The organism is Cypionkella psychrotolerans, assembly GCF_001294535.1.
Classification (GTDB): domain Bacteria; phylum Pseudomonadota; class Alphaproteobacteria; order Rhodobacterales; family Rhodobacteraceae; genus Cypionkella; species Cypionkella psychrotolerans.
Map to the genome: position 1 here is coordinate 189687 of NZ_LGIC01000007.1, position 13101 is coordinate 202787.

Below are 13101 nucleotides of genomic sequence, written 5' to 3' on the forward strand. Positions count from 1 at the left end.
ATAATCATAAAACATCATTAAAGCGCATCAACGCATGGGCTTTGCTGTCTTGGGAGGGACACATATGGATCACACAGATCGCATCTCGCGGCGTCAGTTACTGACGAGCGGCGGTAAACTGGCTGTTTATGGCGCGGCGATTGGCATCGCACCCCGCTTTATCCGCCCTGCGCGGGCCGAGGGCGCGGATGCGCTGGCGCAAGGGATGATTGGTGGTCCGACCGGATTTCCGGGGGCAGAGCGTTATCAATACGGGCCGGACACGCCGGAGGGTCGGGCGATTGAAGCGGTGAAGTCGCTGAAAGGCGCGGGGAAAGCGCCCGCCAAGATCGTGATGGCTTTGTCGGATGGCTCGATCGGGCAGTTGACACAGCCGTTCCCGGCAGGCGCGCCGTCGATCAAGGATCTGTGGGAGAAGGAAACCGGGATCACGCTGGAGATTGTCGGGCTGCCGAACGGGCAGGAATTTACCAAGACGATGCAGGATATTTCCACTTCTGGTGGGGCCTATGACATCTATTCGACCGATTGGAACCGCTTGGGTGATCTGGCGGAATCGGGCGGCATTGCCAAGCTCGATGATTATGTCGAGGCGCACAAGCCGCAGTGGGATGATCCTGAGCGCGGCTATGTGAATGGCGCGCAGGGCGTGGCTTTGCTGAACCAATATCGCGGTTCGACCTATGGCGTCAGCTTGGATGGCGATTTCCAGACTTGGGTGTATCGCACCGATCTGTTTGGCGATGCGGCAGAGCAGGCGGCGTTCAAGGACAAATACGGTTATGATCTGGCCCCGCCGCGCACTTGGAAGCAGCATTCCGATGTCGCGGCGTTCTTCCAGCGGCCTGAGAAGGGGCTGTTTGGCTCGACCGATCTGCGCAATCAGGGTTGGGGTTATACCAACTGGTATCAGCGCTTCACCTCGATGGCCTCGCCGAACCAGTTCCTGTTTGGCGATGACGGTGTGCCGCTGATCAATTCCGAAAACGGGGTGGCGGCGACGCAGGCCTATATTGACAGCCTGTCGCACCACTCGCCTGATGCGATCAGCTGGGGTTGGCCGGAGCAGTATGGTAACTTCGCTTCTGGCGGTGCTGCGATGACCTGCGCGTTTTCGAACCTGCCGAAGTTTCTGGATAATGCTGGCAATACCGGGTCCACCGTGACGGGCAAGATCGGTTCCATGCTGCCCCCGGGGACGGAAGTGGATGGTAAGATCGTCAGCCGTTCGGTGCTGTGGTTCAGCCTGACGGGGATGGTTTCGTCGCAATCGGAATACCCGGAAGTGGCGTACTTGTTGCTGCAATGGCTGGGCTCGGCGCGGATATATTCGTGGATGACGGCCAATCCGGGCGGCTACTTCGACCCGTTCTCTCTGAACGATTTCGCCGATCCGCTGGTGCGGGAAACCTATCACGCCTACCATATGGACAATGTGCGCGAGACGGTGGCACGCACGGTGCCGTCGATCAACTATCCGGGGGCGACGGCGTTCCACAATGCGCTGGACGAGAACCTGATGGCGTCTTTGACCGGGGCCAAGACGGCGGCGCAGGCGATGGCCGATACCGCGGATGCTTGGGCGAAGATCACCCGGCGGACGGGTGAGGAGAAGATTATCGAGGCGATTAAGGCCAACAAGGCAGCTTGGCCGACGGTGCTTGATCCGGTTTAAGGCTCTCCCGTCTTAACCTGATCTAATGGTGGCTTGCGGAGAACCGCAAACCACCTTGGTCGGCGCGGACCCTGCGCGCCGACCAATCCTTTGAATTTTTGGAAGTAAAATGACCCGCTCGCTGGCCTTTGAGGCGTTTCGATACACGATGATTTTGCTGGCGGTGGCCGTCACGCTCATCCCGATCCTGTGGATGGCCTCGATGGCGTTCAAGCCGATCCCGGAATGGCAGGCGACCGGGGCGGCGCTGACGTGGTGGCCGAAAGCCCCGACTTTGGACAATTTCCGCTATGTGTTCGGCGTCAGCAATTCTGATCTGATCGTGGCATTGGATCGCACCGCGTTGAAGCCGATTTTGGCGTCTTTCCTGTCGGCGGGCATCGGCACTGTGATCGCGATGACGGCGGGGACGGCGGCGGCTTATGGGCTGTCGCGGTTTGGCTCGGGTGGCAATTTGCCCTTGGCGCTGGTGCAGTTGCGGCTGTTTCCGCCGATGGCGGTGATGACCCCGGTGATGATCATGTGGGCGTTTTTCAACATGACCGATACCTGGTGGGGGCTGGCGCTGGTGTATGGCATCGTGACGCTGCCGTTCGCGTTCTGGCTGATGAAAACCTTTTTCGACGACATGCCGAAAGAGATTGAGGAAGCGGCTTTGGTGGAAGGCTGTAGCCGCGCACGGGTGTTCTGGCGGATCACCCTGCCGATGATGCGCGCGCCTTTGGCCTCGGCGGCGCTGTTTGTGTTCATCCTGAATTGGTCGGATTACCTGATCGCTTTGCTGCTGACGACGCGGGAATGGGTGACGATTCCGGTCTATATGGCCTCGCTTTCCTCATCCATGACCGGGCAGCTTTATGGCGCGAAGGCCGCGTTGGGGCTGATGGCGGCGGTTCCTCCGGTGGTGTTGGGCGTGCTGATCCAGAAGCATCTGGTGCGCGGATTGACGTTTGGAGCGTTGAAGCAATGAAGGACGAATCCGCACGTTTGGGCTTCCGGCTGACCTTGCCTGCGCAGGTGCTGGTGCTGTTCATCTCGGTATTTCCGCTGCTGATGCAGGCTTACATTTCGCTGACCGATTGGTCGCCATTGTCGGGGCAAAGCTGGCCGCAGGCGTGGCAGTTTTGGAATAGCTTTGCCAATTACAGCGACCTGTTGGGCGATGGCCGGTTGTGGGCGGCACTGGGGCGTACCGCGTTTGTGATGGCGGTTTGCGTGCCGATAGAGTTCATGCTGGGCTTAGGTTTGGCCACTTTGTTCATGGATGATTTCAAGGGCAAGCGGGTGTTCTACTCGATCCTGATCATGCCGATGATGGTGGTGCCTGCGGTGGCGGGCTACATGTTCTTCATGCTGTTCCAGTCGGGCGGGCCGGTGAATGACATTCTGGCGATGTTCACTGGCAGCCCGGTGACGATTGCTTGGCTGTCCGATCCGAACCTTGCTTTGGTGGCCGTGATGGTGGCCGACATATGGCAATGGACGCCGCTGATGTTCTTGATTTTGCTGGCAGGTTTGGTGGGTGTGCCGGAAGATCAGGTGCGGGCTGCGACTTTGTTGGGGGCCAATCCGTTGCAACGGTTTACCTCGATCGTGCTGCCGCGGATGAAAACGATCATTGGTATCGCGCTGGCGATCCGGGTGATCGAATGCTTCAAGATTTTCGACACCTTGTTCATCATGACCGGCGGCGGGCCGGGGGTCGCGACGGAAACCATTTCTGTCTACATCTATAAAATCGCCACGCAGGATCTGATCTGGGGCTATGTCGCGGCGATTGCTTTGGCGATCCTGATCGTGCTGTCGGTGGTCTGTGTCTGGGCCTTGAAACGTATGGCGAGGGTGCGGGCATGAGCATGATCCGGCTGGAACATCTGGTGAAACGCTTCGGCGCCTTTACCGCGCTGAAGACGATGGATCTGACGATTGCGGATGGCGAGTTCGTGGCGCTGCTCGGGCCGTCGGGCTGCGGCAAATCCACCACGATGAATATGATTGCGGGGATGGAAACCCCGTCTGAGGGGCGGATCTTGTTCGGTGATCGCGATATGGCGGGGGTGCCGATGGGGCGGCGCGGTGTGGGGTTTGTGTTTCAGAACTACGCGATTTTCACCCATATGACGGTGCGGCAGAACCTTTCCTATGGGTTGCGCGCAACGCGGCGGCCGAGTGATGAGGTGGTGCGGCGGACCAACGCCATGGCCGAATTGTTGCAACTGACGCCGATGCTGGATCGGCCTGCGGCGGGGCTGTCGGTGAACATCCTGCAACGGGTGGCGATTGGGCGCTCGGCGATCATGGAGCCTGCGATTTTCCTGCTGGATGAGCCGCTGAGCAACGTCGATGCGGCGTTCCGGGCGGTGATGCGGACCGAGTTGAAGGGGCTGCAACGCAGCTTCAAGCAGACCATGGTGTATGTGACGCATGACCAGTTGGAAGCGATGACGATGGCCGACCGCATTGCGGTGATGGACCATGGCGTGTTGCAGCAGGTGGGCACGCCGCTGCAGATTTATAACGATCCGGCGAACCTGTTTGTGGCGCGGTTTATCGGCTCGCCGGGGATGAACCTGTTGCACGGGCGTCCGACAGAGGTGGCGGGCAGTATGGCGATTGATCTGGGGGCTTTGGGGTATTCGCTGCCTTTGGCACCGGAGCAGGCGGCGGCTGCGCGCAAGGCTAACGGCGATGTGGTGTTTGGGTTTCGGCCAGAGCAGGCGGCGCGGGTTTCCGAAGGGCAGGGTATGGCGATGCCGATCAGCTTTGTCGAACGCATCGGCGCGCGGACGATTTTGCATCTGGGCGACGGGGCGGCGAGCGCCAAGACGGTGTTTGAGAATGATGCCGGGTTTGAAATGGGGCGGGCGTTGCACTTTGCGCCGCATCCGAGCGCTGTGCGGTTGTTTGATGCTGCTTCTGGCGCTGCACTGAGGGGGCAATAATATGGCCGAGATTGCCTTTCGCAATGTGACCAAGCGCTATGGTGCCACTTTGGCGGTGGATGACGCGAGTTTCACCGTGGCGGATAATGAGTTCTTTTGCTTTTTCGGGCCGCCGTTGTCGGGGAAAAGCACGATCCTGCGGCTGATCTTGGGGTTGGAGAAGCCGGATAGCGGTGAGATTTTGATTGACGGTAAAGCTGTCAACGAGGTGTCGCCAGCGGCGCGGAATATCGCGATGGTATTCCAGAATTTGGCTTTGTTTCCGCATATGACGGCGGCGGATAACGTGCGGTTTCCGTTGGTGGAGCGGCGGGAAGCGCCTGCCAAGATTGAGGCGCGGTTGAAGGATGCGGCGGAGAAGCTGCATATCGGCCATATCCTGCACAAGATGCCGGGGCAGCTTTCGGGCGGCGAGCGGCAGCGGGTGGCGATTGCGCGGGCTTTGGTGCGCGATCCGGCGGCCTATCTGATGGATGATCCGATCTCGGCCTTGGATGCGCGGTTGCGTGAGGAGACCCGCGTGGAGCTGAAGCGCATCCAGCGGGAGGCAGGGCGGACGCTGATCTATGTGACGCATGATCAGGAGGAAGCCATGTCAGTGGCGGACCGGATGGCCATTTTGGAAGATGGCGCGATCCGGCAGATTGGCCGCCCGGTGGAAATTTATGACCATCCGTCAACGACCTATGTGGCGCGGTTTCTGGGCAGCCCGGTGATGAATATCCTGCCGGTGCAGGCGACAGGCGCGGGGTTTGAGGCCGCGGCTGGGGCTTTGCAAGTGGCCGCTGGGGCGCAGGCGGGAGTTGCCGAACTGGGGCTGCGGCCGGAGGATTTGCGGGTTTCCGTTTGGGAGGGTGGCGCGGGGGTGCCTGCGACGGTGGCCGAAGTGGAGCCTTTGGGCGGCTATACCGTGGTGACTTTGACCGCTGGGGCGCAGCCGTTGCGGGCGATGCTGCGCGGGCAGCCGGATATTCGGGTGGGCGCGCTGGTCGGCCTTGGCTGTGATCCGGCGCGGGTGATGTATTTCGGGGCGGGCGGAGAGGCGCTGCCCCGAACGGGCGGAAATTCCTTGGGAGGGGATAGACAATGAGCGACGCATTAGGGTTTCAGCCCGATCCGGTGGTGCGGACCAATGATCTGGTGATCGGTTGCATTGGGGCTGGCATGATCATGGCGGAGTGCCATTTAGCGGCTTACCACGAGGCCGGCTTTAAGGTTGGCGCGATTGCCAGCCGGACTGAAAGCAAGGCCGCTGCGGTGGCCAAGCGCTGGGGGATTGCCAAGGTTCATGCGACGCCGGAGGCGCTGATTGCGGACCCCTCTATTGAGATTTTGGACATTGCCTATCCGCCGGATCAGCAGCCTGCGCTGATTTATGCGGCGCTGAAGCAGCCGCATATCAAGGCGATCTTGGCGCAGAAACCGCTGGCTTTGACGCTGGCCGATGCGATTGCCTTGCGCGATGCGGCGGCAAAGGCGGGCAAGGTTCTTAGCGTCAATCAGAACATGCGCTACGACCAATCCATGCGGGTGCTGAAACAAATCATCGACCGGGGCGATCTGGGCGAGATCGTGTTTGCCCAGATCGACATGCACGCGATCCCGCATTGGCAGGGGTTTCTGGCCGATTACGACCGTCTGACGCTGGCGAATATGTCAGTGCATCATCTGGACGTGCTGCGGTTTCTGTTTGGTGAACCGGTTGAGATCACCACGCAAACTCGGCGCGACCCGCGCACGACGTTTGAACATTCGGACGGGATTACGGTTTCGACTTTGCGGTTTGCGTCTGGAGTGCTGGCGGTCAGCCTAGAGGATGTCTGGTCTGGCCCGCGCGCCGAAGGTTATGACAACGACCAGAGCATCACCTTCCGGGTGGAGGGCACGGCAGGGGTCGCCAAGGGCTCAATTGGCTGGCCGACGGGGGCGGCTTCGACGTTGAGCTATGCCTCGCAAACCGCAACGGGCGGCAAATGGGTCAGCCCGACATGGGATACGATGTGGTTCCCGCACGCTTTCATCGGCGTGATGGAGCAGCTGCAACATGCGGTGAAAACCGGCACGCCCCCGGCGCTTTCGGTGGCCGATAACGTCAAAACGGTTGCGTTGATTGAGGCGGGATACCGTTCGATCGCAGAGGGGCGCACCGTTAAATTGTCTGAAATTTCAACGAACTGAGGGAGGAACTTCACCATGATGCAACTGGGTATTTTTTCGGGGTATTTCCCGTATGGCTTGGAAGAGTCAGCCAAGAAAATCCGCAGCCACGGCTTTAACACCGTGCAGTTGGACCTGCATTTCAAGGATATTGACCTGAGCCACGGCAACCTGACGGCGGCGAACTGCAAGAAGGTGCGCGACACGTTCCGCGCGCATGATCTGCCGATCAGCTGTATCTCGGGTTATACCAATATCATCCACCCCGATATGGCGCATCGCAAGGCCAATGTGGACCGTCTGAAGGACATCATCCGCAATGCGCGGGCGCTGGGGACTCCTTATGTGATCTCGGAAACCGGGACGTATAACACCGAATCCGAATGGATGTCGGACCCGAAGAACAAGACCGAGGAAGGCTTTGAAGTCTGCCGCAAGATCATCGCCGAACTGGCGCAAGAGGCTTACGACCACGGTTCGATGTTCCTGCTGGAGACTTATGTGAACAACGTGGTGGGCTCGGTTGAGGAAACTGTGAAGATGTTCGCACAGGTCGATCATCCGGGGCTGGGGCTGCTGATGGACCCGACAAACTACTTCGAGTCGCACAACATTGATAACATGGACGGAATTCTGCATCAGGTGTTCGACACGTTGTCGGACAAGATCAAGATTGCCCATGCCAAGGATGTGGCGCGGGCGGGCGATGATAAGTCTGAAAAGCACGCGGATATTGGCGATGATGATGCGCTGGCCTCGCACACCTTCCGGGGTGTGGGCGAGATCGTGCTGAACGCGCCGGGGACGGGGTCTTTGAACTACGATCTTTACCTGCAACTGCTGGCGAAAAAGCACCCGAACATTCCGATGATCGTCGAGCATTTGGACGAGGCCGATGTGCCGCGCTCGAAGGCGTTCATGGACGGAAAATTCGCGGCCCAAGGGCTGTAAGTCACGGCGGGCGGCGTGCAGGCCATGCCGCCCGGTTCTTTGCAGGAGAATGCGCCAGTGCCGCAGCTTTACGGAAAATCCATGACGCGGGGCGAGGTTGCGGCCCATGCAGGCAGCCTGAGTCAGTTTGCCGGCGTGCGGCTGATGACGCTGGGCGACGGCGTGGAACGTGGGCTGCGGATGCTGGAGTTTCGCACTGGGTCGGGCTTGCGGTTTACCGTTTTGGTGGACCGGGCGATGGATATTGCCGAGGTTGAACACAAGGGTCGTGCGATTGGCTGGCATTCGGCTGCGGGGTTCCGGCATCCGGGGTTGCATGATGCGGAAGGCGAGGGCGGCTTCGCTTGGGCGCGCAGTTTCTCGGGGTTTCTGGTGACCTGTGGGTTGGATCATATTCTGGGACCAGAGGTGGTTTCGACCGAGAGTTACAATTATCCGGGGCGCAAGACGGCGAGCCACGGCTTGCATGGTCGGGTGTCTGCGATCCCGGCGCGGTTGACGGGGTATGGTGAGGCTTGGGACGGCGACGCTTGCGTGCTGTGGGCCGAGGGGGTGGTTTCTCAGGCCACGGTGTTTGGCGAAAATCTGGTGCTCTATCGCCGGATTGAGGCCGATGTAGGTGGCGATGAAATTCGGCTGTCTGACCGCGTAGTGAATGAGGGGTTCCTCAAAACGCCGCATATGATGTTTTACCATATCAACATCGGCCATCCGGTGTTGGAGGAGGGCGCGCGGTATCTGGCTCCGATCAAGGAAGTGGTCTGGGCCGCGCATGAGGGGCGGTACCGCGCGCAGGAGGTGGGATATCAACGCGCGCCAGCACCCAGCAATGGCTTTGCCGAGCAGGTTTGGCAGCATGAGATGGGCGCTAATCCTGTGGGAGAGGTGCCTGTCGCTTTGGTGAATGATCGCATTGGCTTAGGGATCGAAGTTACCACGCAAAAAGAACAATTCCCCTGCGCCTATCAATGGCAATACTACCAGTCCGGCGCTTATGTGATGGGGATTGAGCCCTCGACGCATCATGTGCTGGGCAATCAAGCCGCACGGGATCGGGGCGAGATGATCTGGCTGGGGCCGCAAGAGGCTCGCCAGTATCAGACCCGGTTCAAGGTGCTGGATGGGGCCGCGCAGATCGCCAAATCCGAGGCCGCCATCCGCGCCATCGCGGCGCAGCCTGACGAAGATTTCCCCATACCCTCTGGCCAGTTTCCGCACCTAAGCGGTCGCTGAGGGCTAAAGACGAAGGACCATGCCATGAGCATTTTCACCCGCATCTATGCCCCGCGCGACTATAGCTTGACCGGGGCAAGCCGCGCCCATGCCGAGGAAATCGGTCTGGCCTCGGCGGAATGGTATCATTCAGATGTGCCGCGCAAAGAGATGAAGGCGTTGATGCAACGCTCGGACGGCCCTGCGATCCGCGATACGGTGATCTGGCTGGGGCTGTTGGTTTTGACCGGGATTGGCGGTTGCTATTTCTGGGGAACTTGGGCCTGCGTGCCGTTTTTCTTCGTCTACGGACTGCTTTACGGCTCGGCCTGCGACAGCCGCTGGCACGAGGCGGGGCATGGCACGGCGTTCAAGACGCCGTGGATGAATGATGTGGTTTACCAGATCGCCAGTTTCATGGTGATGCGCAACCCGACGACCTGGCGGTGGAGCCATGCGCGGCATCACACCAATACGATCATCGTCGGGCTGGACCCGGAAATCGGCTTCATGCGGCCACCGCGTATTGTGATGGCTGCGCTGAATTTCATCGGGATTCCGTTCATTTTCTATGATCTGCGCACGCTGGCGCGGCATGCTTTTGTTGGGCTGAATGAGGGCGAGAAGACCTATATCCCGGAATCCGAACGCTACAAGGCGGTGTTCTGGGCGCGGCTGCATATCGCGATCTATGTGGCGACGATCTTGCTGGCAATTGGCTTGCATTCGTGGTTGCCGCTGATGCTGATCGGTGGGCCTCGGATTTATGGTTGCTGGCATATGTATATGACCGGGCTGATCCAGCATGGCGGATTGGCGGAAGATGTAGTGGATCACCGTTTGAACTCGCGCACCGTGTATATGAACCCGGTCAGCCGCTGGCTGTATTGGAACATGAATTACCACGTCGAACACCACATGTTTCCGATGGTGCCCTATCACGCGCTACCGCGTTTGCATGAGGCGATCAAGCACGATCTGCCCGCGCCGAACCCGTCGATTTACGCGGCATATGTCGAGATGACGCGCGCGTTGCTGCGGCAGCGCAAAGATCCCACCCATTATGCGCGCAAGGCACTGCCAGCCACGGCGCGGCCCTATCGCGACGAGTTCCATGAAATTGAAGTTGCCAGAGAAGGGGTCTGACATGGCCTGGATTGATGCCTGCGGTGTGGATGACATCGACGCAGAAGACCTGATCCGGTTTGATCATGGCGGTGCTACTTATGCGATTTACCACGCCCCGGACGGCACATTTCACGCCACCGACGGGCTGTGCACGCATGAACAAGTGCATCTGTGCAATGGCTTGGTCGATGGCGACACGATTGAATGTCCCAAGCACAACGGGCGGTTCAACTATCGCACGGGGGCGGCTTTGCGGGCTCCGGTTTGCATTGATCTGAAACGGCATCCCGTTCGAGTGGTGGGCGACCGCGTTGAAATTGAATTGGGATAGAGCCATGCGCAAGAAACCAACGGTTGCCGATCTGCGGGCGAAAAAGGGCAAAAGTCAGTTGACCATGCTGCGGCTGTTCACGCTGGAGGAAGCGGCGGCGGCTGAGGAGGCGGGGATTGATGTGGTGTCGGTGCCGCCCGAGTTAGTGACGCACCCGGATTATCGGAAAGTCGCCCCCAGCTTGTTTTCGATGACCGGGGTGGATCACCGCTCGGCTGGCACGCGCGAGGATTATCTGCGGTTTTCAGGGCAAATGCTGAATGCCGGCGCGGATGCGATCTATTGCTCGGGCGGTTTGGCGACAGTGCGGTTTCTTGCGGACGAGCATATTCCGGTGGTCGGTCATGTCGGTCTTGTGCCGTCGCGTAATACTTGGACCGGGGGATTTAAGGCTGTCGGCAAAACCGCTGCGACGGCGGTGGCGCTGCTGGCCGAGGTGCAGGCTTACGAGGCGGCGGGGGCGTTTGCGGTGGAGATTGAGGTGGTTCCGGTCGAGGTTGCCACCGAGATCAGCCGTCGGGTGAACATCCTGCTGTGGTCGATGGGGGCGGGGGCGGGGTGTGATGTGCAGTATCTGTTCTCGGAAGACATCCTTGGCGAAAACCGGGGCCATCTGCCGCGCCATGCCAAGGTGTATCGCAACTTCGCCGCCGAATTTGATCGGTTGCAGCAGGAGCGGATCGCGGCTTACCGGGAATTCATTGCCGATGTGGCCTCGGGTGCTTACCCCGAGCCTCAGCATGTTGTGGCGATGAATCCGACCGAGATGGCGGCGTTTCTGCGCAAGATCGCCTGATCACATAAAGCCGATATTGCGCTGGATCGCCGCGTGCAGATGCGCTTGCAGGGCTGCCTCTGCCGCATCCGCATCGCGGCGGGTGCAGGCATTCAGGATCTCCATATGTTCGCGCAGGGTACGCAGGATGATCGGTGCGGTGAATTTTCGGTCCAGCCGTAGCAGGCGCAGGTAGATCATCATCCGGCGATAGCTTATATCTATCAAAGGGTTCTGCATGATGCCGGTCACTGAGGCGTGTATCAGTTGCTCGACCGCATCGACCTCGGTCAGATCGTCGGGGGTGACGCCATGTGCTTCGATCCGCGCGATCAGGGCGGTGTGGCGGGTGGTGAGGGTTTCCAGTAGGGACTCGTCGGCGGTCTCGGCGAACACCCGGACGGCGGCGCGTTCGATGATGCTGCGGAATTGATAGATGGCGTGGGTCAACTCCAGCCCCGGCCGCACGAATTGGATACCCGAGCGCGGGTGGGTGGTCAGCACGCCTTCGGCTTCCAGCATGTCAAACGGCGCGCAAAACTAACCCCGTATCGGCGTCCAAAATTGATGTGGTGGACGGCCCCTGTCCCAACCGTGGCGCATCGGGGCGCCGTGGTATGATCAGGGCTCCAATATAGGAGGGAACCACCATGACGGAGATTGTAACGATCCGCCTAGATCTCGCGAAGAATGTGTTTCAGGTCCATGGCATTGATGCAGATGGCCGGGTTAGCATTCGCCGAAAGTTGCGGCGAGCGGAGGTGTTGCGGTTCTTCGCCACCTTGTCGCCGTGTCTGGTCGGGATGGAAGCCTGCGCGTCGTCGCATTACTGGGCACGCGAGATCGGCCGGATCGGCCATGAGGTCAAGCTGATGCCGCCAGCTTACGTCAAGCCCTACGTGAAGCGCGGAAAGACCGATGCTTCGGATGCTGAAGCGATCTGCGAAGCCGTCACTCGTCCGACGATGCGCTTCGTGGCTGTGAAGAGCGAGGACCAGCAGTCGGTGCTGATGCTGCACAAGGCGCGCGAGTTGCTGGTGCGCCAGAGGACCATGCTAACGAACGCATTGCGGGCGCATCTGGCTGAGTTCGGCATCATTGCGGCTCAGGGCCTAGAAGGACTGAGCAGCCTGAAGGCGCATTTTCAAACCGTTCGCGACACTCTCCCGAACCACGCTGTCGTGGCGCTTCACGCCCTGCTCAGCCAAGCTGATGGTCTTGCCGAACAGGTCGAGATTCTTGAGTGGCACCGGTCGAACGATGCCAGTCGCCGGCTGGCCACCATCCCCGGCATCGGGCCGATCACCGCCAGCGCGATTGCGGCGAATGTGCCGGACGCAAGCCTGTTCCGCTCGGCGCGCCAGTTCGCGGCCTGACTCGGGCTGACGCCGCGGGCGCATTCGAGTGGCGGCAAGGATCGCCAGACCGGGATCAGCAAGCAGGGCGATGGCTATATCCGGCGCCTGCTGGTCTCCGGCGCAACCGCAGTTCTGCGGTTCACCCGACAGGGCGATCCGGGGAAGGCTTGGCTATTGCAATTGAAGGACCGCAAGAAGCCCAAGGTCGTGGCAGTGGCTCAGGCGAACAAGACCGCGCGCATCGCCTGGGCGATCCGGCGGCGAAACGAGATATACGCCGCGCCAGCCGGATGATCGGCGACAGGCAGCGAAAGTGAATGCGTCGAGACTGAGGAAAGATGACAAACCGGTCGAACCGGGGATCAGGACACCCCATGGGGTCAAGGCGCCGAGTTGAGCGCGTAATTTTGATTGGGAACTGATCTGCGGACTTCATCTGGGCCAGCGGTTCCGCCGCACACAAAGGCCGTAGACATGACTGCTTTCGGCATAGGCTCGTCAGATTCGCAGCTTGCGCATCAGGGGCCGTCCAGACATGACATCACAGGGCTGCCATGCGCCATTCTTTGGCC

General features: G+C 60.0%; 12 protein-coding genes and 1 pseudogene. 12 read left to right on the forward strand and 1 reads right to left on the reverse strand.

The features are described from left to right. The first annotated feature begins 64 nt into the window (after positions 1-64). The 11 genes from AKV04_RS02560 (at position 65) to AKV04_RS02610 (ending at position 11192) form a co-directional block, all read left to right on the forward strand. Positions 65-1675 carry an extracellular solute-binding protein gene (locus AKV04_RS02560; protein ID WP_054004940.1) on the forward strand — a complete coding sequence of 537 codons (1611 nt, stop codon included), beginning with the start codon at positions 65-67 and terminating at the stop codon, positions 1673-1675. 109 nt (positions 1676-1784) lie between these two features. Then, a complete protein-coding gene (locus tag AKV04_RS02565) occupies positions 1785-2645 on the forward strand; it encodes a carbohydrate ABC transporter permease (RefSeq protein WP_054004905.1) in 861 nt (286 codons plus the stop codon). Further along, a complete protein-coding gene (locus AKV04_RS02570; protein WP_082351490.1) occupies positions 2642-3529 on the forward strand; it encodes a carbohydrate ABC transporter permease in 888 nt (295 codons plus the stop codon). Before AKV04_RS02565 ends, AKV04_RS02570 begins: the two co-directional genes overlap by 4 nt. Further along, positions 3526-4617 (forward strand): ABC transporter ATP-binding protein, encoded by a 1092-nt coding sequence (locus tag AKV04_RS02575; protein WP_054004906.1) that lies wholly within the window; start codon positions 3526-3528, stop codon positions 4615-4617. The genes AKV04_RS02570 and AKV04_RS02575 overlap by 4 nt, the downstream gene beginning before the upstream one ends. A gap of 1 nt (position 4618) precedes the next feature. Further along, positions 4619-5707 carry an ABC transporter ATP-binding protein gene (locus AKV04_RS02580; protein WP_054004907.1) on the forward strand — a complete coding sequence of 363 codons (1089 nt, stop codon included), beginning with the start codon at positions 4619-4621 and terminating at the stop codon, positions 5705-5707. After that, positions 5704-6795, forward strand: coding sequence for a Gfo/Idh/MocA family protein (locus tag AKV04_RS02585; protein WP_054004908.1), 1092 nt, complete (start codon positions 5704-5706; stop codon positions 6793-6795). Before AKV04_RS02580 ends, AKV04_RS02585 begins: the two co-directional genes overlap by 4 nt. Positions 6796-6813: 18 nt before the next feature. Beyond that, positions 6814-7725, forward strand: coding sequence for a sugar phosphate isomerase/epimerase family protein (locus tag AKV04_RS02590; RefSeq protein WP_235815515.1), 912 nt, complete (start codon positions 6814-6816; stop codon positions 7723-7725). Between the two features lie 24 nt (positions 7726-7749). Next, positions 7750-8958 carry an aldose 1-epimerase family protein gene (locus tag AKV04_RS02595; RefSeq protein ID WP_235815516.1) on the forward strand — a complete coding sequence of 403 codons (1209 nt, stop codon included), beginning with the start codon at positions 7750-7752 and terminating at the stop codon, positions 8956-8958. A gap of 24 nt (positions 8959-8982) precedes the next feature. Beyond that, complete coding sequence (locus AKV04_RS02600) at positions 8983-10083, forward strand: fatty acid desaturase family protein (protein WP_054004910.1); 1101 nt, start codon at positions 8983-8985, stop codon at positions 10081-10083. 1 nt (position 10084) lies between these two features. Beyond that, on the forward strand, positions 10085-10396 hold the full coding sequence (locus AKV04_RS02605; RefSeq protein ID WP_054004911.1) for a MocE family 2Fe-2S type ferredoxin: 312 nt from the start codon (positions 10085-10087) through the stop codon (positions 10394-10396). A 4-nt stretch (positions 10397-10400) separates the two neighbouring features. Then, a complete protein-coding gene (locus AKV04_RS02610; RefSeq protein ID WP_054004912.1) occupies positions 10401-11192 on the forward strand; it encodes a 3-methyl-2-oxobutanoate hydroxymethyltransferase in 792 nt (263 codons plus the stop codon). Here the strand turns inward: AKV04_RS02610 and AKV04_RS02615 are convergent, their stop codons facing one another. After that, positions 11193-11693 carry an FCD domain-containing protein gene (locus AKV04_RS02615; protein ID WP_054004913.1) on the reverse strand — a complete coding sequence of 167 codons (501 nt, stop codon included), beginning with the start codon at positions 11691-11693 and terminating at the stop codon, positions 11193-11195. 128 nt (positions 11694-11821) lie between these two features. Between AKV04_RS02615 and AKV04_RS02620 the strand changes: the two are divergent. Beyond that, positions 11822-12823: pseudogene (locus tag AKV04_RS02620) on the forward strand (IS110 family RNA-guided transposase). The last annotated feature ends 278 nt before the right edge of the window (positions 12824-13101 follow it).

Bases quoted from the DNA above. Each gene is read 5' to 3' on its own strand.
- AKV04_RS02560 (WP_054004940.1), top strand. From the start codon at position 65: ATGGATCACACAGATCGCATCTCGCGGCGTCAGTTACTGACGAGCGGC.
- AKV04_RS02565 (WP_054004905.1), top strand. From the start codon at position 1,785: ATGACCCGCTCGCTGGCCTTTGAGGCGTTTCGATACACGATGATTTTG.
- AKV04_RS02570 (WP_082351490.1), top strand. From the start codon at position 2,642: ATGAAGGACGAATCCGCACGTTTGGGCTTCCGGCTGACCTTGCCTGCG.
- AKV04_RS02575 (WP_054004906.1), top strand. From the start codon at position 3,526: ATGAGCATGATCCGGCTGGAACATCTGGTGAAACGCTTCGGCGCCTTT.
- AKV04_RS02580 (WP_054004907.1), top strand. From the start codon at position 4,619: ATGGCCGAGATTGCCTTTCGCAATGTGACCAAGCGCTATGGTGCCACT.
- AKV04_RS02585 (WP_054004908.1), top strand. From the start codon at position 5,704: ATGAGCGACGCATTAGGGTTTCAGCCCGATCCGGTGGTGCGGACCAAT.
- AKV04_RS02590 (WP_235815515.1), top strand. From the start codon at position 6,814: ATGCAACTGGGTATTTTTTCGGGGTATTTCCCGTATGGCTTGGAAGAG.
- AKV04_RS02595 (WP_235815516.1), top strand. From the start codon at position 7,750: ATGCCGCCCGGTTCTTTGCAGGAGAATGCGCCAGTGCCGCAGCTTTAC.
- AKV04_RS02600 (WP_054004910.1), top strand. From the start codon at position 8,983: ATGAGCATTTTCACCCGCATCTATGCCCCGCGCGACTATAGCTTGACC.
- AKV04_RS02605 (WP_054004911.1), top strand. From the start codon at position 10,085: ATGGCCTGGATTGATGCCTGCGGTGTGGATGACATCGACGCAGAAGAC.
- AKV04_RS02610 (WP_054004912.1), top strand. From the start codon at position 10,401: ATGCGCAAGAAACCAACGGTTGCCGATCTGCGGGCGAAAAAGGGCAAA.
- AKV04_RS02615 (WP_054004913.1), bottom strand. From the start codon at position 11,693: ATGCTGGAAGCCGAAGGCGTGCTGACCACCCACCCGCGCTCGGGTATC.